The sequence below is a fragment of the Acinetobacter apis genome, from assembly GCF_900197575.1.
Taxonomy (GTDB): domain Bacteria; phylum Pseudomonadota; class Gammaproteobacteria; order Pseudomonadales; family Moraxellaceae; genus Acinetobacter; species Acinetobacter apis.
Map to the genome: position 1 here is coordinate 57518 of NZ_FZLN01000003.1, position 24614 is coordinate 82131.

The 24614-nt window shown below is 38.5% G+C and carries 23 protein-coding genes, 2 tRNA genes and 1 pseudogene; 13 read left to right on the top strand and 13 right to left on the bottom strand.

Translation table 11 applies throughout. The features are described 5' to 3' along the window. The first annotated feature begins 13 nt into the window (after positions 1-13). A complete protein-coding gene (locus tag CFY84_RS08355) occupies positions 14-745 on the top strand; it encodes a CDP-diacylglycerol diphosphatase (protein WP_088823768.1) in 732 nt (243 codons plus the stop codon). Positions 746-795: 50 nt separating this feature from the next. On the opposite strand, the gene hisF is transcribed toward CFY84_RS08355, so the two are convergent. Further along, a complete protein-coding gene (gene hisF / locus CFY84_RS08360) occupies positions 796-1554 on the bottom strand; it encodes an imidazole glycerol phosphate synthase subunit HisF (RefSeq protein ID WP_088823769.1) in 759 nt (252 codons plus the stop codon). A 104-nt stretch (positions 1555-1658) separates the two neighbouring features. Between hisF and CFY84_RS08365 the strand changes: the two genes are divergently transcribed. The 4 genes and pseudogenes from CFY84_RS08365 to CFY84_RS11385 form a co-directional block, all read left to right on the top strand. Further along, positions 1659-2615 carry a homoserine kinase gene (locus CFY84_RS08365; RefSeq protein ID WP_088823770.1) on the top strand — a complete coding sequence of 319 codons (957 nt, stop codon included), beginning with the start codon at positions 1659-1661 and terminating at the stop codon, positions 2613-2615. A 3-nt stretch (positions 2616-2618) separates the two neighbouring features. Beyond that, positions 2619-3248: a cold-shock protein gene (locus CFY84_RS08370; protein ID WP_088823771.1), complete on the top strand. Its 630-nt coding sequence runs from the start codon at positions 2619-2621 to the stop codon at positions 3246-3248. Positions 3249-3277: 29 nt separating this feature from the next. After that, entirely contained in the window at positions 3278-3676 is a 399-nt protein-coding gene (locus tag CFY84_RS08375) for a DUF4870 family protein (RefSeq protein ID WP_088823772.1), read from the top strand. A gap of 214 nt (positions 3677-3890) precedes the next feature. Continuing rightward, positions 3891-4104 (top strand): annotated as a pseudogene (locus CFY84_RS11385) (DUF4870 family protein); the annotation flags it as partial. 549 nt (positions 4105-4653) lie between these two features. On the opposite strand, the gene CFY84_RS08385 reads toward CFY84_RS11385, so the two are convergent. After that, entirely contained in the window at positions 4654-5013 is a 360-nt protein-coding gene (locus CFY84_RS08385) for a COG3415 family protein (RefSeq protein WP_088823774.1), read from the bottom strand. Positions 5014-5161: 148 nt separating this feature from the next. Here CFY84_RS08385 and CFY84_RS08390 point away from each other — a divergent pair, with 148 nt between their 5' ends. Then, positions 5162-6481: an APC family permease gene (locus CFY84_RS08390; RefSeq protein ID WP_088824050.1), complete on the top strand. Its 1320-nt coding sequence runs from the start codon at positions 5162-5164 to the stop codon at positions 6479-6481. Between the two features lie 12 nt (positions 6482-6493). Continuing rightward, complete coding sequence (locus CFY84_RS08395; RefSeq protein WP_088823775.1) at positions 6494-7918, top strand: NAD(P)/FAD-dependent oxidoreductase; 1425 nt, start codon at positions 6494-6496, stop codon at positions 7916-7918. Between the two features lie 62 nt (positions 7919-7980). Here the strand turns inward: CFY84_RS08395 and hisA are convergent, their stop codons facing one another. The 4 genes from hisA to hisB all read right to left on the bottom strand — a co-directional run bounded on the left by hisA (position 7981) and on the right by hisB (position 10658). Then, the gene (hisA, locus tag CFY84_RS08400; RefSeq protein ID WP_088823776.1) at positions 7981-8706 is read right to left on the bottom strand and encodes a 1-(5-phosphoribosyl)-5-[(5-phosphoribosylamino)methylideneamino]imidazole-4-carboxamide isomerase; all 726 of its coding nucleotides are present in this window, start codon (positions 8704-8706) and stop codon (positions 7981-7983) included. 153 nt (positions 8707-8859) lie between these two features. Then, entirely contained in the window at positions 8860-9294 is a 435-nt protein-coding gene (locus CFY84_RS08405) for a DUF805 domain-containing protein (protein WP_171289067.1), read from the bottom strand. Between the two features lie 153 nt (positions 9295-9447). Further along, the gene (hisH, locus tag CFY84_RS08410) at positions 9448-10065 is read right to left on the bottom strand and encodes an imidazole glycerol phosphate synthase subunit HisH (RefSeq protein ID WP_088823778.1); all 618 of its coding nucleotides are present in this window, start codon (positions 10063-10065) and stop codon (positions 9448-9450) included. Further along, positions 10065-10658 carry an imidazoleglycerol-phosphate dehydratase HisB gene (gene hisB, locus CFY84_RS08415; RefSeq protein ID WP_088823779.1) on the bottom strand — a complete coding sequence of 198 codons (594 nt, stop codon included), beginning with the start codon at positions 10656-10658 and terminating at the stop codon, positions 10065-10067. The genes hisH and hisB overlap by 1 nt, the downstream gene beginning before the upstream one ends. A gap of 83 nt (positions 10659-10741) precedes the next feature. Between hisB and CFY84_RS08420 the strand changes: the two genes are divergently transcribed. The 4 genes from CFY84_RS08420 (at position 10742) to CFY84_RS08435 (ending at position 13112) form a co-directional block, all read left to right on the top strand. Then, the gene (locus CFY84_RS08420) at positions 10742-11131 is read left to right on the top strand and encodes a GNAT family N-acetyltransferase (RefSeq protein ID WP_171289068.1); all 390 of its coding nucleotides are present in this window, start codon (positions 10742-10744) and stop codon (positions 11129-11131) included. A gap of 83 nt (positions 11132-11214) precedes the next feature. Then, a tRNA-Phe gene (locus CFY84_RS08425) sits at positions 11215-11290 on the top strand. A gap of 126 nt (positions 11291-11416) precedes the next feature. Then, positions 11417-11492 (top strand) — tRNA-Phe (locus CFY84_RS08430). A gap of 270 nt (positions 11493-11762) precedes the next feature. Further along, positions 11763-13112 carry an Nramp family divalent metal transporter gene (locus tag CFY84_RS08435; RefSeq protein ID WP_088823781.1) on the top strand — a complete coding sequence of 450 codons (1350 nt, stop codon included), beginning with the start codon at positions 11763-11765 and terminating at the stop codon, positions 13110-13112. Positions 13113-13114: 2 nt separating this feature from the next. Here the strand turns inward: CFY84_RS08435 and CFY84_RS08440 are convergent, their stop codons facing one another. The 4 genes from CFY84_RS08440 to ompR form a co-directional block, all read right to left on the bottom strand. After that, complete coding sequence (locus CFY84_RS08440) at positions 13115-13534, bottom strand: GNAT family acetyltransferase (RefSeq protein WP_088823782.1); 420 nt, start codon at positions 13532-13534, stop codon at positions 13115-13117. A 50-nt stretch (positions 13535-13584) separates the two neighbouring features. After that, entirely contained in the window at positions 13585-15075 is a 1491-nt protein-coding gene (locus CFY84_RS08445) for a succinate CoA transferase (protein ID WP_088823783.1), read from the bottom strand. Positions 15076-15196: 121 nt separating this feature from the next. Next, the gene (locus tag CFY84_RS08450; RefSeq protein WP_088823784.1) at positions 15197-16606 is read right to left on the bottom strand and encodes an ATP-binding protein; all 1410 of its coding nucleotides are present in this window, start codon (positions 16604-16606) and stop codon (positions 15197-15199) included. Positions 16607-16647: 41 nt separating this feature from the next. Continuing rightward, positions 16648-17412 (bottom strand): osmolarity response regulator transcription factor OmpR, encoded by a 765-nt coding sequence (gene ompR / locus CFY84_RS08455; protein ID WP_088823785.1) that lies wholly within the window; start codon positions 17410-17412, stop codon positions 16648-16650. 326 nt (positions 17413-17738) lie between these two features. Between ompR and CFY84_RS08460 the strand changes: the two genes are divergently transcribed. After that, positions 17739-20078, top strand: coding sequence for a Tex family protein (locus tag CFY84_RS08460; protein WP_088823786.1), 2340 nt, complete (start codon positions 17739-17741; stop codon positions 20076-20078). A gap of 48 nt (positions 20079-20126) precedes the next feature. Here CFY84_RS08460 and CFY84_RS08465 read toward each other — a convergent pair whose 3' ends face one another. Continuing rightward, positions 20127-21014 (bottom strand): SDR family NAD(P)-dependent oxidoreductase, encoded by an 888-nt coding sequence (locus tag CFY84_RS08465; protein WP_088823787.1) that lies wholly within the window; start codon positions 21012-21014, stop codon positions 20127-20129. 350 nt (positions 21015-21364) lie between these two features. Between CFY84_RS08465 and ettA the strand changes: the two genes are divergently transcribed. Continuing rightward, positions 21365-23026, top strand: coding sequence for an energy-dependent translational throttle protein EttA (ettA, locus tag CFY84_RS08470; protein WP_088823788.1), 1662 nt, complete (start codon positions 21365-21367; stop codon positions 23024-23026). Positions 23027-23077: 51 nt separating this feature from the next. On the opposite strand, the gene CFY84_RS08475 is transcribed toward ettA, so the two are convergent. Continuing rightward, on the bottom strand, positions 23078-23878 hold the full coding sequence (locus CFY84_RS08475; RefSeq protein WP_088823789.1) for a DUF4198 domain-containing protein: 801 nt from the start codon (positions 23876-23878) through the stop codon (positions 23078-23080). A gap of 177 nt (positions 23879-24055) precedes the next feature. Further along, complete coding sequence (locus CFY84_RS08480; protein WP_088823790.1) at positions 24056-24394, bottom strand: hypothetical protein; 339 nt, start codon at positions 24392-24394, stop codon at positions 24056-24058. Positions 24395-24614: the final 220 nt, after the last annotated feature.

Here is a 24614-nt window from a genome sequence, read left to right on the forward strand (position 1 = left end):
CTGGATTGTAAAGATGAAAACGAAATATGGTGTAGCAGCAGCTATTATTATTGGTCTGATCATTGTGCTACACCATATTTTATCTCATCGCGATGTGTTGTGGCGCATTGTGAATGAGCGCTGTGGTACAAGCTTAGATCAAAGCCACAGCTGTTTAGTGGTGAACCGTAAAGCCGGCTTTGTGGTATTAAGGGATTTAAATGGTCCTGTACAAACGTTATTAATTCCAACTGCAAAAATCACAGGCATCGAAGATCCTGAATTATTAGATCCATCTGCGAAAAATTATTTTGCGGATGCATGGGCAAATCGCGCTATTTTAAATCAAGAAAATCGAAGAGTGATTGACCCCAAATATTTATCTTTTTCAGTCAACTCATTTTATGGGCGCACACAAGACCAATTGCATATTCACTCATCTTGCTTAAATACAACGGTTTATGCACTAATCAATCGTTATCGTAACCATATTGGCTCTGCATGGACAACATTGCCAGAGAAAATATTTGGTCATACCTATATTGCGCAAAAAATTAAATTAGCAGATTTAAACTCAGTTCAGCCGTTTCAGCAATTAAAAGCATATACCCTAGAAAATCACACAGAGTTATCAAATTATGGTTTAGCCATGGTATCTGCTGAAGATGGTGATATTATTTTATTGGCAACAGAAATTAATCTACTCGAATGGAACTTTGGTTCGATTGAAGAAATTCAAGATACCTATTGCTTGATTAACAAGTAAATATTTTATTAAGCACCAAAGTACAATGGGACTTTGGTGCTTTTTATAGTTTAAAGACGCATTTCAATACCTTGACTAGCTAAAAACTGTTTAGCCTCAGGAATTGTGTGCTGACCAAAGTGAAAAATACTTGCAGCAAGCACAGCATCTGCGCCACCTTGTAAAATACCATCGGCTAAATGTTGTAAATTTCCGACGCCACCTGAGGCAACAGTGGGTATAGGCACTAAGTCATTAATTTTACGCATTAGCTCAATGTCATAACCTGCTTTTGTACCATCTGCATCCATACTGGTAATTAATAGCTCACCTGCGCCCAAATGAGCCATTTTAACAGCCCACTCTATGGCATCAATACCTGTTGGTTTACGGCCACCATGGGTAAATATCTCCCATTTGTCATGGGCTATTTTTTTAGCGTCAATTGCTGCAACAATACATTGTGCACCAAAACGTTGTGATGCATCTTGTATGAGCTCTGGATGAGTGATTGCAGCAGAGTTAATGCTCACTTTATCTGCGCCAGCATTTAACAGTAAACGAATGTGTTCGACTTTACTTACACCTCCGCCCACGGTCAGCGGAACAAAAACAGATTGTGCCATTCTTTCCACTGTACGGTATGTTGTATCACGACCATGATGGGTTGCAGTGATATCAAGAAAAGTAATTTCATCTGCGCCTTGATCATTATAACGACGTGCAACTTCAACAGGATCACCTGCATCACGAACATCTAAAAATTGTACGCCTTTTACAACACGGCCATTATCAATGTCTAAGCATGGGATGATGCGTTTCGCAAGCATAAAAGGTATCCAGTGATTTATAAAATAAAGTTCCCGTAAAGGGCTACAAACTTGGTAAACTTGCTGTATTCTAGCAAAATTATTTTGTTCCACGCAGGTTTTCTATGTCTGTTTATACGCCTTTGAATTTAGAAGAAGTTCAACCATTTGCTTTGGCTTATGGCTTAAATGTTATTGCACTTGTACCAATTCAAGGCGGTATTCAAAACACCAATTACTTTATAATTTGTGATGATCAGACGCAATATGTATTGACCGTTTTCGAAAATGAAACTGAACAAAGTGCAGGAGAGCTTATTCCTGCATTACAATGTTTAGCACAACATGGTGTGCCTGTGGCAACACCATTGATTCACTCAGGGCGTGCAATTCATTATTTGGTCGGTAAGCCAGCACAAATTGCACCACGTGTCTGGGGGTCACATCCTGAGACCACTACAGCAGCACAAGTGACAGCCATTGCAACAGCACAAGCTCAATTACATGTGGCATTACAAGACTTTCCACTGACTAGGAGCCATAGTCGTGGGCATGCGTATTGGACAGATATTGGTCACTTTTTAAAAAAAGAAGAAATGCAAGCTGAAGATGCCGAACTCTTTGATCAGGTTTATCAAATTTTTGCAGCATATCAAGCACGTTATCCGAACCGTCCATCGGGCTGGATTCACTCTGATTTATTCCGTGACAATACATTGTTTGAAGGGGATCAGTTACAAGGTATTCTAGATTTCTTTGAACTGAATTTTGATGAGTTTTTATTTGATATTGCCATTACTATTAATGACTTTTGTACTCAATACCCACAAGTCACATTAGACCAACAGCGCGTTGCAGCCTATTTATCAGCCTATCAAGCCATTCGTCCACTCACCACCGATGAACATGCGTGTTTAAACATGTATTTGGCGATTGTTGCTTGTCGCTTTTGGTTGCTACGGTTAAATGTTGCACGGTTAAACCGCTTAAATGGGCGTGGTGGGGCAGATGTATTTCAAAAAGACCCAAATGAAATGCGTGCGATGCTAAAACAGCGTCTTACTCATGTGGTTTCTATTTAAGCCATGCGTGATCAAGGACGACTAATTCAATGGGTAGAGGATGAGCAGTCTGGTCTTATTCAGCCAAATGACTCATCAAAACAACCTGTTTATTTAAGTCTTAAAGATTTTGCCAAACGCGGTCCACGTCCCATTGTTGGCTGTGCACTAGATTATCAAGTGAGAATTGACGAAAAAGGACGTTTTCGGGCGAGTGATGTGATGTATTTGACTGCCAAACAGTCTACAGCTCATCAAAGAACACATCTTTATCGTGCAGCAAAACAGCAAAATACATCTTCTTCACGTTTAGCACCGTCTACGATTGCAATAATTATTTATTGGATTGTAATTTTGGTGCTCAACAGCATGGGGCAGTTACCGAATATTTGGTTTAGCATATTATTTATGGCACAGATTGTAATATATTTTTTATCTAAGCCATTGGTTCAGCATCCTGTGTGGTCATTGTCCCCAAGATCGATATTTATCTTTGTTTTTTCAGTATTTGGTGGCTGGCCAATTCTTGTTTTGATGCAAAATAAACTGCGACTTAATACACAAAGTCAACCATTTAAAACACTATATATCGGTACTATAGCGCTTAATATCCTATGCACTTTATGGATTGTAGGTGCAACTTATCCATTTTGATGTCAGATAAGACCGAATTGAGGTGTCACATGAATGTTGATCAGCAGTATCAATCAAATAAAACGCTTACATTTGTACTGTATGTCATGTATATCGCAGCGATTTTCTCTGCGGGCATTTTGGCACTGATTGCATTAATCATTAACTATGCAAAACGCAGCTCAGTGCGCGGTACAATTTTTGAAACGCATTTTGCTTGGCAGATTCGTACCGTGTGGTGGTATGTATTATGGAATATTTTGGCGTGTATTCCGCTTTTTGCATATTTAGCCACAGTAGACAGTTTTACTTATACAGATGATATGGCAATTGCATTGGCATCTCTTGGCTTAACCACTTGGGGTGCTGTTGTCGTGGTCTCGTTTATTTGGATTATATATCGAGGAATTAAAGGGCTGATTGTGCTAAATGAGAATCGAGCGATTTAATCAAAGCAAGTAAAAAAGAGGCGATATACGCCTCTTTTTTTGCTTTAAATGCATGTAAATACTTTCTTTGAAATGTAAACGAGGATTAAACATCGTTACTAAAATCAACCATTGAATAAAATACCTTTGTGTAGAATACGGCTGTTCAATAAATGGTCGACTCCACGGAAAGCGGGTCGACTGAACCATAACATTTTCAAACAAGGAACAATCAATGACAGATTCACAATTCAAATCTGATAAAACACTGACCTTTATTCTCTATATACTTTATATTGCAGCCATTTTTTCAGCCGGTATATTGGCTTTGATTGCATTAATTATTAATTATGCAAAACGTGATTCAGTACAAGGTACAATTTTTGAAAGCCATTTTAATTGGCAAATCAGTACAGTGTGGTGGTATCTGCTATGGAATATTTTAGGCGGTATACCGTTGGTGGTCTCTTTATTCATGGCAAGTAACATGAATTATAGTGAAAATACAGCGCTGAGCTTAACTTCTTTAACTTTGATGCTATGGATTACAATTATCTTAGTCTCTTGGGTATGGATCATTTATCGTGCAGTCAAAGGCTTAATTGTTTTAAATGAGAATCGAGCCATTTAAAGTACTAAAGCATCGATAAAAGAGGCAACTAAAGCCTCTTTTTTTATGTCTGCTTAATATTGGTGCATTTTTATGAGCTATTTCAATGCATTGATAATTTTAAGCAAACTCACCATTCAAACCTCCTTCTTTTTTGTCTTTATAGGCATAAAATTAAATAGACATTTTAATATAATTTAATTTACTTTTTAAATAAAATAAATAGACATTTTTATTTTAATAAAAATACATTTTTAAATAAAATAAGAGACATTTTAATATAATTTAATTTACTTTTTAAATAAAATAAATAGACATTTTTATATTAAAAAATACACCTTTTAAATAAATTAATTAGACATTATAGACTTTGATTCTAGTCAAGCAATTAAGCATAAAAGCGTCCCTTACGGCGTTTTAGGCCCAAGGTATGAATTGCTCGTACAAGTACAGCATAAGATACGCTATAACCAAAATGTAGCTCAAATATAGGAATTAAGTCACTAATATTTTGAAATTTTTCATTCTTTACAAATGCTTCAAATGCAGGCCAATCTTTGATGTGTGTTGGTGCACCACGTTTATTTGTAGGCTTGAACTCTAAGCTTCCTGTTTCTTCTTCAAGCTTAATCCAATTGTCTAAAGTCATTCTAGAAATATTATATTTTTTACAGACCATCACTTTATAATCTGTTTTTTTGTATTCAGCAATTGCAGCTTTTTTTATTTCAATGCTATACCTAGGCATTAAATACTTCCTATAAATAATAATATCCATTATATTATATGGCACGGATTATGCACACCAGACAATATGGTTTGAATAATGAAGATGTAAGACTATGAATGAGCAACCGCATCGCACCAAAGATGATACAAATATAGCGCCATCTAGTATGTCCTCTGGCCTGTCTTTATGGCAGGTTGTGGTGGTTGGTGTGGCTTATATGACACCTATGACCGTTTTTGACACATTCGGTATTGTTTCAAGTGCGACAAATGGGCATGTACCACTTGCGTATTTATTGGCTTTGGTTGCCATGCTCTTAACGGCATTTAGTTATGCCCGTTTCAGTCGCGTTTCAGATAAGCCCGGTTCAGCCTATACTTATACTGCTGATAGTTGTGGACAATCAACTGGATTCTTTATTGGCTGGTGTACGTTATTGGACTATCTGTTGTTGCCACTGATTAATGTTTTGTTGTGCGGTATTTATTTATCTGCCTTGGTTCCAAGTGTTCCGTATTGGGTTTGGGTATGTATTACTGCGGGGATAGTGACTTTAATTAATTGTTTTCGACTCAAGTTTCTCGCAAACCTTAGTCTGATTTTTGTGTTAGCGCCTGTTTTATTAATGTTTGTGTTTGTGTATTTAGTGATTCAAGGGGTAGGGGATCAACGTGGTGCAGATGCTGTCATGACGATTGCACCATTATTAAATGGACAAACACATTTATTGCCTTTAATTGCAGGTGCATCCATTTTATGTTTTTCCTTTTTAGGTTTTGATGCGGTAACTACATTGTCACGCGAAACTAAAAATCCTAAGCGAAATATTCCTATTGCTGTGATGTTAACAACTTTAATTGGTGGTTTTATTTTCTTTACTGCCTCTTGGTTTATTCAATTGTATTTTCCAACAAATCAGATGTTCACAAATCCTGATGAAGCATTGCCAGAAATTGTATTTATTGTTGGTGGTGCTTTGTTCCAATCTGTGTTTTTAACAGGTCAGGTGATGAATACCATTGCATCTGGTTTAGCAAGTCATGCTAGTGCTTCACGTTTAATGTACATCATGGGGAAAGATGGAATTTTTCATCAAAAAACGTTTGGCCAATTGAGTTCTAAGCTAGGTACACCACTTTTTGCCACACTTTTTGTCGGTGTAATTTCTTTAACCGCAATGTTTTTGGAGTTAGCACAAGTGGTTAGCTTAATTAGCTTTGGGGCACTGGTTGCTTTTACAGCAGTGAATTTTTCTGTCTTTATGAAATTTTATATCCGAGATGGTCATCAACAAGGTTATCGCAATAAATTACTGAACCTTGTTTTACCAATGATTTCTGTGATTGCAATTGCAGCGCTTTGGTTCAACTTAGAAGCGTCTGCGCTTTGGTTTGGCTTTGCATGGTTAGGTGTAGGGTGTGCTTTTTTTCTGTATAAAAAAATGACCCGCCAACAAATGAATATTAATAGTAGCAGCTATGAATAAGAGGATTTGAATATGAGTAATAATTTTCTGAGGCCTGAGTTATTGGGCGATGTTGAGTTTAAAACCAGTGACAATAGTCTAAATAGTAAAGACTGGAATTGGGTCAGTTCACCTGAAATTGACCCGAATGAAGTTCCTGCAAACTATTATGAAAGTTCTTTAGCGCCATGGCACACCTTTGGTTCGGTAGAAACAGATTTGGAATGTGATGTTGTGGTGATCGGTGCTGGATTATTGGGTACATCAACAGCCTTACATTTGGCTGAACATGGTGTAGACACTATTTTAATTGATAAAGATCGTGTGGGCAGTGCAGCTTCTGGACGTAACGGTGGACAATTAACACCTGGTCTAGCGCGTTGGGAAGCTGCCGACATGATTAAACAGTTTAGTTATGAAGAAGCCAAAAAACTATGGCACTTTACGTCTGTTGAATCGATGCAATTGATTGATGATCTTGCAAGTCGCTATGCTTTAAATATTGACCGCAAGCAGGGTCATATTACAGCTGCTGTGCATGCAGGTCATATGCTTGGTTTGGGTGAAGGGTCTGATGCACGGAAATATTTAGGTGAAGATCATACTCAATTGGTTGGAAAGCATGAGCTTTATGACTATATCAAATCCGATAATTATTTTGGTGGTGTAATTGATCATTTAGGCGGACATGTTCACCCACTGGCATTAACACGTGGATTGGCCTATGGCTTTTTAACACATGGTGGCCGTATTTTTGAAAATACGTGTGCATTAAGTGTTGATGAACAGGCTGATGGGGTATATATCAAAACAGAACAGGGTGTGATTAAAGCAAAAAAAGGTGTGGTACTTGCTGTACATAGTTCAACGTTTGAATTATTAAAAGAGAATCGCCAAACTACAATTCCATTTTATACTTACGTTGGGGTGACTGCACCTTTAGACATCGATACAAAAGAACTCTTACCATACGACCATCCTGTATATGATACGCAATTGCAGATCGACTATTACCGCAGTGTTTCTAAAAACCGACTACTATTTGGTGGACAAGGTACAGGAACCTGTTGGGGTAAAGATCAGATTTTAAGTTATTTACAAGATCGTATTGGACATGTATTTCCACAAATTCAAAATTTGAGTATGGATTTTGCATGGAGTGGAACTACGGATTTAACTGTAAATGGCGCGACAGATAATCGCAAATCAGGCGATCAATTTCCAATCTATGCAGTACATGGGTGGAGTGGTCACGGTGTGGCACAAACGGTTCGGATTGGTAAAGCAATCGCTGAGGATTTTGTTGGTAAAAATACTGCTGATTTTAGTATGTTGACGCAAATTCAACACACCAATATTCCATTTGGGCGAACATTTGCTCCTGTTGCTATTCCAATGGCAAAATGCTTGTTAACCATCCAAGCTGCGATTCAACCTGGAAAAATTTTATCTTTTTAATTTAAATATGAATGATAAAACCAAAGAGGATATAGCCTTTTTAGTTTTATCATTTTTTAAAATTAAGCTTGGTCTAATAGTGCTTGGGCCTCGCTTAAATTGAGCGACCCTTCATAAATTGCACGACCTGTGATTGCCCCTAGAATTCCAGGCTGCCCTTTTAATAAACGAACATCATTTAAGTCAGTAACACCACCAGATGCAATAATGGGTAATCCACTGTATGCTGCTAAAGCAACTGTTTGCTCAATATTTACACCTTGCATCATCCCGTCACGGGCAATATCGGTATATACAATGCTAGATACGCCTGCATCTGCAAAACGCTTTGCTAAATCAGTGGCTTTCACATCAAGTACGTTTGCCCAGCCGTCTGTTGCTACATAACCGTCTTTAGCATCAATACCCACAATAATTCGACCATCAAATGCTTTACATGCTTCTTCTACAAATTCAGGTTCTTTTGCGGCTTTAGTACCAATAATGACATAAGAAACACCAGCTTCTAAATAATGACCAATGGTATCTAAAGAGCGAATACCACCACCAATTTGGATTGGTAATGTTGGGTGCGCTTTTGCAATCGCTTCTACAACATCTTTATGGATGGGTGTTCCCGCAAATGCACCATTTAAGTCGACTAAATGCAAACGACGTGCACCCTGATTGACCCATTGGGTTGCTGTTGCAACAGGGTCGTCTGAAAAAATAGTATCATCTTCCATACGACCTTGTTTGAGTCGAACACATTTTCCATCTTTAAGGTCAATTGCAGGGATAATTAGCACGTTTTCTTTCCTTTAAAACAAGAATGAATAGATGCTGTGATATTAACAAACAATTAGACGATATTTTAGTAAAAGTTGCTTCAGCGCTTTGATCAATTTATTTTATAGAAAATTTAAAACAAAATGATATCTTGTATATGTTTTATATGCAGTTTATCGCTTTGAAAGCATGATCACGGCAAATAGTATTATTGATGAGTAGATAATAATGGATAGCCAAGCCATGATCGTTTCAAAGTTCGTGGTAGCTCTTTGTGGACCATATTTATTTTCATTAGAGATTCCTGGAAGGAATGTTAGGTTAATGAATAACCATAGATTTGCAAAAGGAACAAAATTAAATAGCCAATACCAACCACTTAAATTACGGTCATGTAAACGTTTTATACTAATAATCATTTGAAATCCCTGAACAAAAATCAGGGTTATTACCATCAATGTCAACTGCATGTTGACCAAGTACTCTCGCTGAATAAGTCCATGTTCCATGCATTTTAATATACCGATCCAAAAAATTGAAACGAGTAGTAAGATAACAAATGTCCATGCACAATAAGTAAATCGTCCAATACGACCTTGTGTACTCATAATGCCTTGATGCTGTATTCTAAATTGATTAAATATGTTCATCATGTAACTTAAAGTTGTTAATATGTAAACTAGTATGCATTATTTGTAAGTTAAAAAAAAGAGGATAATTAAAAATTATCCTCTTTTTCGGTGTTTAGCTGATGATGGAAATTAAATCTTCCAATTCACAAAGTTTTGCAGTAGCTGTAATCCTGCTGTATGGCTTTTTTCTGGGTGAAATTGGGTTGCAAATAAGTTTTCTTGATGTAGTGCTGCACAAAAATCAATACCATAATCACATGTAGCAGCAACTAAGTTTGAATTTGTCGGCTCGACATAATAACTGTGTACAAAATAAAATCGTGTATCTTGTTCAATGTCAGTCCACATTGGATGTGATGGATCACTTTGTTTTACTTGATTCCACCCCATATGCGGTACTTTCAAGTCTTGTATTTCAGGAAAGCGTTTCACGACACCATCAAAAATGTTTAATGCAGGACTGCCACCATTTTCTTCGGAATGATGCATTAATGCTTGCATACCTACACAGATTGCAAGCACAGGCTTATTCAATACAGCCTGACGAACGACTTCATCAATACCAGCATCTTGCATGCCTTGAATACAATCTCGCATAGCGCCAACGCCAGGGAACACGATTTTGTCTGCTTGAGCCACTAATTTGGGATCATTGGTAATATCAACTGTTGCGCCCACATGTTCAAGGGCTTTGGCAGCAGAGTGGAGGTTACCCATGCCATAATCTAATAGTGCAATACGTGTCATTATAAGCTCCCTTTGGTTGAAGCAATGGTATTTTCAGCACGAGGATCTGACTCACATGCCATACGAAGTGCGCGTGCAAAGGCTTTGAATGTGCTTTCGATTTGGTGATGGCTATTTTTGCCTTTTAGATTGTCAATATGTAACGTGACTAACGCATGATTCACAAAGCCTTGAAAAAATTCTGAGAATAGATCGACATCAAATGTCCCGATACGTTCACGTGTAAAAGGAATATCCATAAATAGTCCAGGACGCCCTGATAAATCAACGACAACACGTGATAAAGATTCGTCAAGCGGTGCATAAAAATGACCATAGCGGCGGATGCCTTTTTTATCACCTAACGCTTTTGCAAATGCTTGACCTAATGTAATGCCGCAATCTTCAACAGTATGATGATCATCAATTTCTAAATCACCATCACAATGCAGGTCAATATCAAACAGACCATGTCGTTTAATTTGATCAATCATGTGATCTAAAAATGGAACGCCTGTATTTAATGTGCCTTGACCAGTACCATCGAGATTGACACGTGCCTGAATTTTGGTTTCGTTGGTGTTTCTCACTACTTCACTGATACGCTGTGTCATGCACACATTCCTTAAAATGGCTGTTTAAAAGTTAAAAAATGATTTAATGTCGCTCATATTAGATGGCAAAGGAGGGTTTATCAATGCCCATTACAGTACATGCGTGCACTTCTTTAGAAAATCAAGACTTGGCCCGACAAATAGAGCAGCTTTACCAAACGAGTCATGAGTTTTGTTCTGGAGAGCATGCACTGAAACAGTTGAAAGATGCGCTATTACTGACTACAACACTCTATATTGCAAAATTTAATGACCAAGTTGTCGCTGTGATTTGGTGTACTCGTCATTCGCGATCATTTAAATTACATTATGTTGTGGTTGATCCGCTGTACCGAGGCCGTGGTGTAGCAGATCGGTTGGTCTCAGAAGTTTGTCGTTTCGAATCTTTAGCAGTACCATCTGCTGAGTTTATTACAGGATGTCCTGTAATTCAGCGTATTTTGACTAAAATTAAACCAAATGTGAATATTTAAGCATCAAACAGTACTAAAGCTTGATAATTTTAAGATTAACTGTTGACGATATTTTATTTTAAGTGTTTAATACGCTCCAAGTTGGCGCGATAGCTCAGTAGGTAGAGCAACGGATTGAAAATCCGTGTGTCGGCAGTTCGATCCTGCCTCACGCCACCATCAAATTTGTTGTTTTTATTCCCTGATCCCATCAGGGTTTTTTTTGCCTAAAGATTGTTCAATCATTTGAAATTTTTATAGTTTTGGTTGACTCTTTAGTGTAACTCAGGCTTAATAGCCCGTATTGGCGCGATAGCTCAGTAGGTAGAGCAACGGATTGAAAATCCGTGTGTCGGCAGTTCGATCCTGCCTCACGCCACCATATTCAAAGCCCTAAATCTTAATTGATTTAGGGCTTTTTTAATACGTCACATGATCTTACTTGTTAAATCTATAAATCACTGTATAAGTAATACACAGATGGATTCATCAAATAATTAAAATAGATGGATCAATATCATACCAAGCACTATTGCGGGTAGATGAGCAATGTCTATCGTTGGTATGGGATGTAATTTAAGGGAAGATCTATTATTATAAATAATAATCATTCTTATTTGTGGGTTCGCGATTGAACAGTAGTGATCTTAATATGAAACAAAAACAACCACTCAGTTTAGATGGTGTCCATCATACGGTGCCAATCCCGCCAGGTGCTTCGTTCTTCCGTAAATTCTTAGCGTTTTCTGGTCCAGGTGCATTGGTTGCTGTGGGGTATATGGACCCAGGTAATTGGATTACGTCAATTCAGGGTGGGGCATTGTATGGCTATTTATTATTGTCAGTCATTTTACTCTCAAGTTTAATTGCCATGCTGTTGCAAGCCATGTGTAGCAAGTTAGGCATTGTCACTGGACTTGATTTAGCACAAGCCACACGAAAACTCGCAGGCCGTCGCTGGTCTTTTGTGCTTTGGATTGTTGCTGAACTCGCAATTATGGCCACAGATGTGGCTGAGGTAATTGGAACAGCAATCGCTTTAAACCTGTTATTTGGTATTCCACTGATGATGGGTGTCATCATCACCTTATTGGATGTGTTTCTATTATTGCTATTTTTGTCTTTGGGCATTCGTAAAATAGAAGCTTTTGTTTTTACTTTAATTCTAACTGTATTTTTGATTTTTGCTTATGAAGTGATGCTTGCTTCACCACAGATGAGTGATATTTTACAAGGCTTTATTCCACAAAAAGAAATTTTTACTGCAACCTTAACTGGGCAGGACTCAGCTTTACTCATTGCGCTTGGAATTGTGGGGGCAACAGTGATGCCGCACAATTTATATTTACATTCCTCTTTGGTGCAGTCGAGGCAATATCGCCGTGATCCTGAAGGCATGAAAGAGGCTATTCGCTTTTCAATTTTAGATTCGAATGTTCAATTAAGCTTTTCTTTTGTCATTAATTGCTTATTACTTATTTTAGGCGCTGCTTTATTTTTTGGTCATGATCCTGAACAACTTGGACGGTTTTCACAACTCTATGCCGCGTTAGAAAATCCGAATATCGTGGGGCATATTGCCAGTGCTACGCTTGCCACATTATTTGCGGTGGCACTATTGGCATCAGGGCAGAATTCAACCATTACAGGGACCTTGACTGGGCAAATTGTCATGGAAGGCTTTATTGAGTTGAAATTGCCACCTTGGTTACGCCGTTTTATTACACGTGCCTTGGCAACATTGCCAATTTTGGTGGCTATTTATGTTTGGGGTGAGCGAGAAGATGTTATTGAAGGGTTATTGATTTACTCACAAGTTTTTTTAAGTATTGCATTGCCTGTATCAATGATTCCGCTGGTATGGATTACATCAAGAAAAAAATGGATGGGGGAATTTGCCAATTCTAAATGGTTAATTACACTTGCATGTTTATCGACTACAGCATTGGTGATTTTAAATATTCAGCTGATTATTGAAGTTGCACACAAGATTTTTGCTTAGCTTTAGTCTGGAATTAAACGCTTGCCCAAGCAAGTAACCTTGTTGTCTGTAAAGTCGAGCTGTTCGTAAAATTGAATGACGGCATGATTTTCTGCTCGTACCATCAGTTGTACTTTAGGACAACCCATAGCAATAAGCCGTTTTTCAATATTTTGAATCAGTGCTGTTGCAATACCAAGACGTTGGTATTTGGGTTGAACAGCCAAGTAATGGATCCAACCGCGATGGCCATCATAACCACCCATTAACGTTGCAATGACCATATGGTCTTTTTCAGCAACTAAAAACAAATCATCTTTTTGCTGAATTTTTCTAAAAATATCAATTTCAGGGTGATTCCATGGGCGAGTCAAATGACAGGTTTCCCAAAGCTCAACGACTGTATCAACATCTTTATTTTCTATAGGTCTGATAATAAACATAAATCACCACCAAAATGGCAGGTCTTCAATGATGACCTGCCGCCTTAATTCTATATTTTCATGCTGCCATATTTTTCAAAATTAATATGCCAATCAATCGCTTCTTGCAACAGGTGTGGAGTATGACCACCTTTTTCACATGCTCGTGTAAAATAATCGAATATGCTTGCCTGATAGTCGGGATGAACACAGTGCTGAATAATGACGGCTGCACGCTCTCGTGGCGCAAGTCCTCTTAAGTCTGCTAAGCCTTGCTCAGTAACAAATATATCAGTGTCATGTTCTGTATGGTCCACATGACTTACCATAGGCACTACTGATGAAATATTGCCTTGCTTTGCAATCGATTTGGTCACAAAAATAGCAAGGTGTGCATTACGTGCAAAATCGCCTGATCCACCAATGCCATTCATCATTTTGGTGCCACCCACATGGGTTGAATTCACATTGCCATAAATGTCAAATTCAAGCGCTGTATTGATGCTGATGATACCTAAGCGTCGAATGATCTCAGGGTGATTGGAAATCTCTTGCGGACGTAAAACAAACTTATCCTTATAGTTGTCTAAATGATTAAATACACGCTCACCACAGGCTTTAGACAATGTCATTGAACAGCCTGATGCAAATGTCATTACCCCTGCATCAATAAGCTCAAATGCAGAGTCTTGTAGTACTTCGGAATACATTTTGAGATCGTGAAAACCTGATGTTTTGAAACCAGACAATACTGCATTGGCAATTGAACCAATCCCTGCTTGTAATGGTCCAAGATCTTCTGGCAGTCTGCCTGCACGGACTTCATCTTTAAAAAAATGAATCAGATGATCTGCAATCGCTTGTGTATCTGCATCTGGCTCAGTAATGTTTGATGGAGAATCTGATGTATGGTTAAAAACAATACCAACTACTTTATCTGCATCAAAAGGAATACCGCGTGTACCAATCCGCTGTTGAATATCAGTCAGTGGGATAGGGGCTCTAGATGGGCGTTGTGATGGAATATAAATATCATGAATGCCTTCAAAATCGGTACTGACTGAGGTATTAATTTCAATCAGAATTTTTTCGGCAAACTCAATAAAGCTTGCAGAGTTACCCACAGAGGTTGTTGGAATAATCAAACCATCATCAGTAATTGCAACAGCTTCAATAATCGCTAAATCAGGCTTTTCTAGGGTTTGATGGCGCATTTGTTCAACAGTTTCTGATAGATGTTGATCAATAAACATCACCTGACCCTGATTAATTGCTTTACGAAGCGTGCTGTCGACCTGAAAGGGAATTCGACGTGCTAATACACCTTGCTCAGTGAGTTTTTTATCGAGGTCATTGCCTAAACTTGCACCTGTGACTAAAGTGATTTTTAAAGGATGCTGTGCTGCTTGGTCAATTAGCGCAAGCGGTATGGCTTTTGCTTCTCCAGCACGTGTGAAACCACTCATGCCAATAATCATATTGTTTTGAATTAAACGTGCTGCATCTTGTGCTGAAATGACTTTATCCTTTAATTGTGTCAGGCCAATCCGTTCTAATGACATACTTATTTCTCGATCAAAATTATTTAAACCCTATACAACATGAATTCTAACGTTGTATGGCTTTTTTAGGATGCTTATTAGGCTAAGGTATAGTAAATATCTTATAAGATATTCAAAAAAATCATTTATTTTCGGTTTTTTGGTTCAGCGCGATGGGTAATGCAATAATGGCTTGAAAGCCGCCTTCTTCTAAATTACGTAAAATGATTTCGCCTTGGTGTAAGTCAACAATCCGCTTTACAATTGCAAGTCCTAAACCACTGCCTTGAATGGTACGTGCTGCATTACCACGAACGAAAGGTTGCATTAAATCTTGTATTTGTTCTTCAGGAACGCCTTCACCTTGGTCAGAAATGCTAATTTTGATGTGTTGACCTTCGACATAAGTGGCAACATGGATCGGTTCTGCGCCATAGCGTTTGGCATTATTAATCAAATTACCAATTAAACGTTTTAATGATAAGCTACGTGCAAAGATGATAGGAATATCTTGTGGTTCAAATTGAATGTTAAGCGGTTGAAATTGAACAATTAGCTCTTGTAGCAACTGATTGATTTGAGTTTCAGACGGCTCTTCATCTGAGCCATCACGCATGTATGAGATGAACTGATTTAAAATAGCATCCATATCATCGACATCATAAATCAAACCTTCTTTTAAAAACTCATCAGGCAACATTTCTGCAGTTAAACGGATACGGGTGAGTGGGGTTCTTAAATCATGTGAAATACCGGCCAACATGATTTTACGGTCTTTTTCTGTCTGTTCAAGAGTATAAATCATATGGTTAAACGCTTGATTAACTTGTCGAATTTCAAGCGGACCATGATTGGTGGTTAAATAAGGCGCACCACCTGTTTGGCTATAAGAGCGAGCTGCATTTTGTAACCGTTTAAGCGGGCGGTTGAGCTGCCGAACCAATGTTAAAATAATTAAACATGAAAATAATGGAATACCAATGAGCCATGCTGCAATCAATTCAACACTATAATCTGCATACGTGTTGATAGGTTCTTTTAACCAATTGCCATGCATATCTGGAGTTTGAATCCAAATGGTTGGTGTAGGTTTAAATTTAAAGTAAACCGTAACCTGATCTCGGTTGACTTGAATTTCTTGGGCTAAACGTTTTTCAATTCGGTCTGTAAAAATATCAGCGATGAATTTGTCTTGAACTTGCGGATATTGTTTAGGATCCGTAATGTATTCGACCCCAATGCGTTTATATAACCAATCATCTACATTAATATCTTGGTTTTTATAATAAATATGAAAGTTAGGATTGTGGATAATATCAAGCTGAATAGCAAGATAACGCGCATGCTGCTGAATTTCTGGCAAATATAAAGTGCGCCAAAAAAATAAAATAGATGTAAATAAGCTAAAAAATACGACAAAAGCAACAAGAACCGTGGTTCTCATTGCTGCTGATCTTGGCTTAAAGTGATCTAAGAATCGCTCTGTCGGCGTACGTTTAATATCGCAATAACCTGAAGAATCGCTTTGCGCTTTGTGAGGAGCTGATGTCATAAGTGATCAATTTAAACCTAGATAAAAGCGGCTCTCAATCTTTATTCAGAGCCGTCTGGAACAAATACATAACCAATGCCCCAAACCGTTTGGATATAACGGGCACGTGCAGGGTTATCTTCAATTAAGCGGCGTAAACGAGACACTTGAACATCAATCGAGCGCTCCATCGCACCCCATTCACGGCCACGTGCAAGATTCATTAGTTTATCACGTGTAAGCGGCTCACGAGGATGTTGAACCAAGGCTTTTAGAACCGCAAATTCACCTGTCGTTAATGTAACTACCTGCCCCTCACGGGTGAGTGTACGAGTTGATAAATCAAGTGACCATGTCCCAAAACTTACCACTTCCATTTGCTGGCTTGGTGCGCCCGGTACTTCACGTACTTGACGGCGTAAAATAGCGCGGATTCGTGCCAAGAGTTCATTTGGATTAAATGGTTTTGGTAAGTAGTCATCGGCTCCAGCATCTAAGCCTGCAATACGGTCTGCATCACTGCCACGTGCTGTAAGCATGATGATTGGCGTATCCAAATTAGATTGTCTTAAACGGCGACAAATACTTAAGCCATCTTCAACAGGAAGCATGAAATCAAGCACAATCAAAGAGAACAATTCACGCTGCAGTAAACGATCCATTTGTGTTGCATCATGTGCTGTTTTGACCACAAAGCCTTTATCTTCTAAAAAGCGCTGTAGCAATGTACGTAAGCGTACATCGTCATCCACCACTAAAATCCGCTCAACACGGTCAGTGTCATGTGCCACATTTTCTGTGTTTTCAGCAGGTACCACTAAACTCATAAAGTGCTCCCTTTTTATTTGTTAATTTTGTATTAGATAGCTTGAGTATAATGCCTTAAAGCATGCAAAGGCTATGGATTAATGCGTTCAATTTTACAAATATATACAGATATATAGGCAATTTTTTTGTTTTTATCTATTTTTTTTAAAGTGTGTTAATATTTAATCAGATTAAATAAAATAATGACATATATATGTATTTTCACGAAATTCAACCCTGTTGAGTCAAGTAAATCATAAATTTTGTTGTTTTAACTGTAGATTTTACAAGCATGGTCTTTATAATCTCTGTTTTTAGTATGTTCCTTAAATAGGATTTTCACACGATGACTGACCTCGTTCAGCAGTTGGCAAGTGAGCTTGCCGCACGTCCGAACCAAGTAGAAGCTGCAATTCGTTTAATTGATGAAGGCGCTAGCGTGCCGTTTATTGCACGTTACCGTAAAGAGGCGACAGAAGGGTTAGACGATGTACAACTTCGCCTGCTCAACACGCGGTTAAGCTATTTACGTGATCTTAACGAGCGCCGTGAAAAAGCGATCCAGTCATTAACTGAGCAAGATAAGCTAAGTGATGATCTGTTGGCACGCATCAATGGGGCTGCAACTAAAAATGCATTAGAAGAAATTTACGCGCCATATCGTCCAAAGCGCACCAGTAAATCATTTAAAGCAAAAGAAGCAGGTCTTGGCCCAATTGCAGACAAAATATTAACTGAAGATCTTGATCCAAAAGCAGCATTGGCTGGTTTTGAGCATGCAGATTATCCAGATGAAGCCACTCAATTAGATGCAGTACAGCATATTATTATTGATACATGGGCGCAAAATATTGCATTGTCTGCTGAATTAAAAGCAACTTTTGCAAAAACAGCCGTATTAAAAAGTACAGTGGCATCAGACGAGAAAAAAGAAGTTGGTAAGAAATTTAGAGATTACTTTGATTTCAAAGAAAACTTAAATAAATTACCGTCTCATCGTTTATTGGCAATGCTTCGTGGCCGTCAAGAAAACGTGTTGGGCTTAAAAGTTGATGGAGAAAATGATGCGCCTTTAGCGCGTATTGTTGATGCATATCAATTAACTACTGTGCAGCCAGAAACTCGCCAATCATTCTTACAAGAAACGGCAAAGCAATTTTGGTCAGCAAAGTTACGCCCACAAATTGAACATTCATTATTAACAGAAAAACGTCTTTCGGCTGAAGCGGAAGCAGTACAAGTATTTTCTGAAAACTTGCGCCATCTTTTATTGTCTGCGCCAGCTGGCGGTCGTACCACATTAGGTGTGGACCCAGGTGTACGGACTGGTGTGAAGTTGGCTGTTGTGAATGCATCAGGCGATGTAGTTGCACACAGTACAGTTTACCCATTTGCACCAAAAGAAGATGTAACAGGGGCAAAAGAAGAGCTTGCGCGTTTATGCCGTGAGTTTTCTGTTGACCTTGTAGCCATTGGCAATGGTACAGCCAGTCGTGAGACAGAAGCTGTGATCACTGAAATGATGGCAGAGCATCCAGATTTATCTTTAACCCGCGTTACAGTAAGTGAAGCAGGTGCATCTGTTTATTCTGCAAGCGAATTGGCAACTCAAGAATTGCCTGAGCTTGATGTTGCAATTCGCGGTGCGGTGTCTATTGCACGTCGTTTGCAAGATCCGTTGGCGGAACTTGTTAAAATTGATCCTAAATCAATTGGTGTGGGTCAATATCAGCATGATGTTAACCAAACCGGTTTAGCTGCTGCACTTGATGCTGTGGTTGAAGACTGTGTTAATGCGGTTGGTGTTGATGTAAACACAGCATCGCCTGCAATTTTAGGGTATATCGCAGGTTTAAATAAAGCCATTGCACAGCAAATTGTTGAATACCGTAAGCAGCATGGACGTTTTGAAAACCGTCAAGTGCTTAAAAATGTACCTCGTTTAGGTGAGCGTACTTTTGAGCAAGCAGCAGGCTTCTTGCGTGTACATCAAGGCGATCAAATTTTAGATACCTCTTCGGTACATCCTGAAAGCTATGCACTGGTTGAACGTATTGCAAAAGCACACGAAAAAACAGTAGAGGATTTAATTGGTCAAAGCGAAATTATTCGTCAAGTGAAAGCAGAAGATTTCATTAACGATGAATTTGGTTTACCGACTGTTGTCGATGTTTTGGCTGAATTAGAAAAACCAGGCCGTGACCCACGTCCAGCATTCCGTACAGCTAAATTCCGTGATGATGTCAAAGAAGTGACAGATTTACAGCTGGGTATGGAACTTGAAGGCGTGATTACCAATGTGACGAATTTCGGTGCTTTTGTTGATGTGGGTGTTCATCAAGATGGATTAATCCACATTTCAGAGCTTGCAAATGAGTTTGTTTCTGATCCACAAAAAATTGTGAAGCCTGGACAAATTGTTCAAGTCCGTGTGATTCAAGTTGATGCTGAGCGTAAGCGTATCAATTTGAGTATGCGTCCTGAAAATAGTCAGCCTGCAGCGAAACCTGCACGTGCTCCACGTCGTGATAAACCTGCGGACGAAAAGCCACAAGCGAAACGCCCTGCAGCACGTAAAGATCAGCCTGAGCGTAACAAACAGCAAAAGCCTGCGAAACCACAAGAGCAAAAAATTGGTGGTTTAGGTGCTTTGTTGTTACAAGCTGGAATTAAAGGTTCGAAATAATCGAGCCTAAGCATAAAAAACCTCTCTAAGTGAGAGGTTTTTTATGCTTTATTTTTTATCTTCTGGAAACAGTTTGGCATATGCTTTTTGGATCAACGTCAGCTTTTGCTCAGGTTCTGCAGTTGCTGTTGAGCTTGGGATCAAATGAAAACCAATGGACATTAATTTATTATTGAGTTCAGGCAATACTGCGTAGGTTAGTGATGCAAAACGACCTAAATGCGTAGCTACATTTTTTTGTCGTGTGACAATCGCTTTCGCAATTAAATCGGCTGCTTGTTCAGTTGAGAGTGTTGGCACATATTTATAGATTTTAGTCGGTGCAATCATGGGTGTACGAACAAGTGGCATATATACAGACGTAATTGCAATTTTATGGCGGTGTACTTCAGCAGCCAAACAACGGCTAAAAGCATCAAGCGCAGCTTTAGAGGCTACATAAGCAGAAAAACGCGTTGCATTGACCAACACACCAATAGAACTGATATTAATAATATGCCCATGCTTTGATTTAATGAGGTGCGGCAATAGATTAAGCACCAACCGTACAGCACCAAAATAATTCAGTTGCATGGTACGTTCAAAATCATGAAAGCGGTCAAGTGATTCCTCAACAGCACGACGGATTGAACGACCTGCATTATTAATCAGGATATCAACCCGATCAACCGAGTCTAGAATTGCTTTTGAGCAACGATCAATTTGTTCCATATCATTTAAATCACATGGAAACACAGATGCTTGACCACCTGCTTGTTCAATTTCAGCTTTGATTGAGAGTAATGTCTCTTCTGTACGTGAGACAAGTAGAACATGCGCACCTGCATGAGCGAGGCGTTTGGCAATGGTTAAGCCAATTCCGCTTGATGCACCTGTAATCAGTGCAACTTTTCCTTGAACTTTTTCTTGAAAAATATGCTCAAACTTTTTTTTCACGAGAAGATACCTAGGCTCATATTATCTAGATCAGTGTGCATTAAATAGAGACCCCATTTAATGGCAAACACGTTGAAAATGGGAGAGGAATATAACAAAAAATACACGTAAAAAAATGCACTTTTAAAATAAATATTGAATTTATTCATTTCAGAAGAGCAATGATTTATAGGTAAATGAAAATTAACATATTCCTACAGCCCAACAGTATAGCCGATATTGAATGACAGTTGCGGGTAATTCATTTCATCTGCTGCTTTAAAATCTCAGAAGCCTTATTTTTTAACCACTTTCAGGTATACTACGTCAAAACGTTTTTGTGCTACTTACATTTTAATTGAGGAGTCCGCGTGGCCCAATATATCTATACAATGAATCGAGTATCTAAAATGGTTCCGCCTAAGCGCGAAATCTTAAAAGATATCTCTTTATCATTTTTTCCAGGTGCCAAAATTGGTGTGCTTGGCTTAAACGGTGCAGGTAAATCAACATTGCTTCGTATTATGGCAGGTGTAGATAAAGATTACTCAGGCGAAGCACGTGCTCAACCAGGGATTAAAATTGGTTATTTAGAGCAAGAACCACCGCTTGATCCAAATAAAGATGTGCGTGGGAATGTGGAAGACGGTTTACGTGAACCATTAGATGCGCTTGCACGTCTTGATGAAGTGTTTGCTGAATATGCAGCAGAAGATGCGGATTTTGATGCCCTTGCAAAAGAACAAGAAAAATTAGAAGGCATTATCCATGCATGGGATGCACATAATTTAAGCAATCAAATGGAACAAGCAGCAGACGCTTTGCGTTTACCGGCTTGGGATGCAGATGTTAATAAACTCTCAGGTGGTGAACGTCGCCGTGTTGCATTGTGTCGTTTGCTTTTGTCTAAACCAGATATGCTTTTATTAGATGAACCGACCAACCATTTAGATGCAGAATCTGTATCTTGGCTTGAGCGTTTCTTAAAAGATTTCGCAGGCACCATCGTTGCAATTACCCATGACCGCTACTTCTTAGACAATGTTGCTGAGTGGATTTTAGAGCTTGACCGTGGACATGGTATTCCATATCAAGGCAATTATACCAATTGGCTTGAACAGAAAAATGCCCGTTTAGAGCAAGAAAATAAACAGGAAGAATCTTTTGCAAAAGCATTGAAAAAAGAACTTGAATGGGTTCGTACCAATGCCAAAGGCCAGCAAAAGAAAAACAAAGCCCGTATGGAACGTTTTGAGGAGTTAAACTCAAAAGAATTCCAAGAGCGTAATGAAACATCTGAAATTTACATTCCACCTGGCCCGCGTTTAGGCAATAAAGTGGTCGAAGTTGAAAATATCAGTAAGTCATTCGGTGATCGTTTACTGTATGAAAACTTAAGTTTCTCTGTACCACCAGCATCTATTGTTGGGATCGTTGGTCCAAATGGTGCAGGTAAAACCACGCTCTTTCGTATGATGACCGGTGAGCAAGCGCCAAATACAGGAACTGTTACAGTTGGTGAATCAGTAAAAGTTGCTTATGTTGGACAAATTAGAGAAGCGTTAGACGACAGCAAAACCGTTTGGGAAGAAGTGTCTGGTGGCCTAGATATTTTAAGAGTGGGTGATTATGAAATCCCATCTCGTGCTTATATTGGACGTTTTAACTTTAAAGGCTCGGATCAGCAAAAGCGTGTTGGTGATTTATCAGGTGGTGAGCGTAACCGTTTACAACTTGCTAAAATTCTTCAGCAAGGTGCCAATGTCATTTTACTCGATGAACCATCAAACGATTTGGATGTTGAAACCTTACGTGCGCTTGAAGATGCAATTTTAGTCTTCCCAGGCACAGTAATGGTGGTATCGCATGACCGTTGGTTCTTAGACCGCATTGCAACACACATCTTGGCATTTGAAGATGAAGGTCCTGAATTCTTTGACGGTAACTATACCGAATATGAAGCATTCCGTAAGAAAAAGTTAGGGGATGATGCGCGTCCTACACGTGCAAAATACAGAAAAATTGGTGGATAAGTTTTAGCTATCTGCATAAAAGAACCAGCTCAATGAGCTGGTTCTTTTTGATTAATTGGCAATATGTAGACTAACAATGGTGTAGTACTGTGTTGTTGGCTTTACTTTTGGATTAAATTTTTGTGATGCAACCAAAAGGTATTGACCTGGACGATCAAAACGAACAACAGCTTCACCTTCAGCATTGGTGGTTACAGATTTAGCTTTGTCATCTGACTCACCAATTGGCGTAATAGACACAATGGCATGCTCAATATGTTCGTTCTTGGCATGATCATGTACATGTACGGTCACATCTTGGTTCACTTTAATTTGATTTGGGTGAACACTAAAGGTCACATCACGAGGTGCCACTTCTGTTTCTTTAATTTCAGTGGTGTGTTTTTTGGTAATATAACTTTGAATAGTCCATTCTCGTTGTACTTCAACCAAGCTAGGTGCTTTTTTAAAGTCACTTGGAATGACGTATTCACGTGCAGACTGTTTTGGCGCTTTGTCTGCAGGCATGTCTAAATACATATGCCATTCCTTGTTATACAGCGCATATTTAATCGGATAGCCAAGGCTTGATGTGATTTTATATGTACCATCTTTTGGCAAATCAAGATCAAATACAGTCGCAGATTTTAATTGACTCTCTGGTGTGATTTGGCTGCTTTTTGCGTCCGGATCAACAATAGTAAACACCGCTTTTTTTAATGCAGCTTCGCTATTTAGCGTTTCTTCTGCATAGCCTGCGATAATTGGTGTTCTTGAATTTTCTGTTGTTGGCACCAAGGTAGACACATATGGTTGATGTGCATAACTGTGTGCTGCAAATAAAATAGAAGACAAAACAATAAGTTTTTTCATGGGAGACTCGAAAAAGGATTGACTTAAATAGTAATGATTTTTAATTGTATTCACAAAAACTATTTTTGATTTTTTAAAAACAATTAATGGATTAAAAAAGTATAAGGAGAATTATTATTGATCATTATATGAATTATGTAATCGATGGGTATGCTGATCATACCCATCTTCTTTAAATTAACGTTGCCATTGGTGGCTACAGTCACGACATTTCCAAATTTTTTGTGATTGCATGAATGCTTGCATTGAAATTTTAAAACTTGGCAGGTCACGCCAAAATAAAAAGCCTGCAATTAAAGTAATAAAGAATACGATAATGGTTGCTACTTGTAAGTTTGTACCTGCACCATTGCTAAAGATCCACAACACAATGCTTGAGATCACAAGCAAAAGTAATAAAAAAATAGAAAAGACTAAAATGACTAAACTTTTAGGTACATCTGGACGAGTGGCTTGACCACTTTGAGGAACAGGCATAATTTTTACGCTTTGACATTGTGGGCAGCGGTATTGCATAAAAACTCCAAATTAAATTGTACTATTTAAATAAGCTAATTTTAACTGAATGAGTAGAATTCTCCAGTTGTAATATTTTTTATACCTTCTGATCATTGAAACATCTCAAAGCATTGGACTGAAGAAAACTTACTAGTCCTGAAAATAAAAAGACAGTAGTTGTCGTAGTAATAGGGTATACAACTTGCTATAGAAATTAAAACTAGATATGTTTAACTTT

Bases quoted from the DNA above. Each gene is read 5' to 3' on its own strand.
- CFY84_RS08370 (WP_088823771.1), top strand. From the start codon at position 2,619: ATGCGTGATCAAGGACGACTAATTCAATGGGTAGAGGATGAGCAGTCT.
- ompR (WP_088823785.1), bottom strand. From the start codon at position 17,412: ATGAGTTTAGTGGTACCTGCTGAAAACACAGAAAATGTGGCACATGAC.
- CFY84_RS08420 (WP_171289068.1), top strand. From the start codon at position 10,742: ATGCCCATTACAGTACATGCGTGCACTTCTTTAGAAAATCAAGACTTG.
- CFY84_RS08355 (WP_088823768.1), top strand. From the start codon at position 14: ATGAAAACGAAATATGGTGTAGCAGCAGCTATTATTATTGGTCTGATC.
- CFY84_RS08480 (WP_088823790.1), bottom strand. From the start codon at position 24,394: ATGCAATACCGCTGCCCACAATGTCAAAGCGTAAAAATTATGCCTGTT.
- hisB (WP_088823779.1), bottom strand. From the start codon at position 10,658: ATGACACAGCGTATCAGTGAAGTAGTGAGAAACACCAACGAAACCAAA.
- CFY84_RS08385 (WP_088823774.1), bottom strand. From the start codon at position 5,013: ATGCCTAGGTATAGCATTGAAATAAAAAAAGCTGCAATTGCTGAATAC.
- CFY84_RS08390 (WP_088824050.1), top strand. From the start codon at position 5,162: ATGTCCTCTGGCCTGTCTTTATGGCAGGTTGTGGTGGTTGGTGTGGCT.
- CFY84_RS08440 (WP_088823782.1), bottom strand. From the start codon at position 13,534: ATGTTTATTATCAGACCTATAGAAAATAAAGATGTTGATACAGTCGTT.
- CFY84_RS08445 (WP_088823783.1), bottom strand. From the start codon at position 15,075: ATGTCATTAGAACGGATTGGCCTGACACAATTAAAGGATAAAGTCATT.
- CFY84_RS08450 (WP_088823784.1), bottom strand. From the start codon at position 16,606: ATGACATCAGCTCCTCACAAAGCGCAAAGCGATTCTTCAGGTTATTGC.
- CFY84_RS08435 (WP_088823781.1), top strand. From the start codon at position 11,763: ATGAAACAAAAACAACCACTCAGTTTAGATGGTGTCCATCATACGGTG.
- CFY84_RS08460 (WP_088823786.1), top strand. From the start codon at position 17,739: ATGACTGACCTCGTTCAGCAGTTGGCAAGTGAGCTTGCCGCACGTCCG.
- CFY84_RS08365 (WP_088823770.1), top strand. From the start codon at position 1,659: ATGTCTGTTTATACGCCTTTGAATTTAGAAGAAGTTCAACCATTTGCT.
- CFY84_RS08395 (WP_088823775.1), top strand. From the start codon at position 6,494: ATGAGTAATAATTTTCTGAGGCCTGAGTTATTGGGCGATGTTGAGTTT.
- CFY84_RS08405 (WP_171289067.1), bottom strand. From the start codon at position 9,294: ATGAGTACACAAGGTCGTATTGGACGATTTACTTATTGTGCATGGACA.
- CFY84_RS08375 (WP_088823772.1), top strand. From the start codon at position 3,278: ATGAATGTTGATCAGCAGTATCAATCAAATAAAACGCTTACATTTGTA.
- hisF (WP_088823769.1), bottom strand. From the start codon at position 1,554: ATGCTTGCGAAACGCATCATCCCATGCTTAGACATTGATAATGGCCGT.
- hisH (WP_088823778.1), bottom strand. From the start codon at position 10,065: ATGACACGTATTGCACTATTAGATTATGGCATGGGTAACCTCCACTCT.
- CFY84_RS08475 (WP_088823789.1), bottom strand. From the start codon at position 23,878: ATGAAAAAACTTATTGTTTTGTCTTCTATTTTATTTGCAGCACACAGT.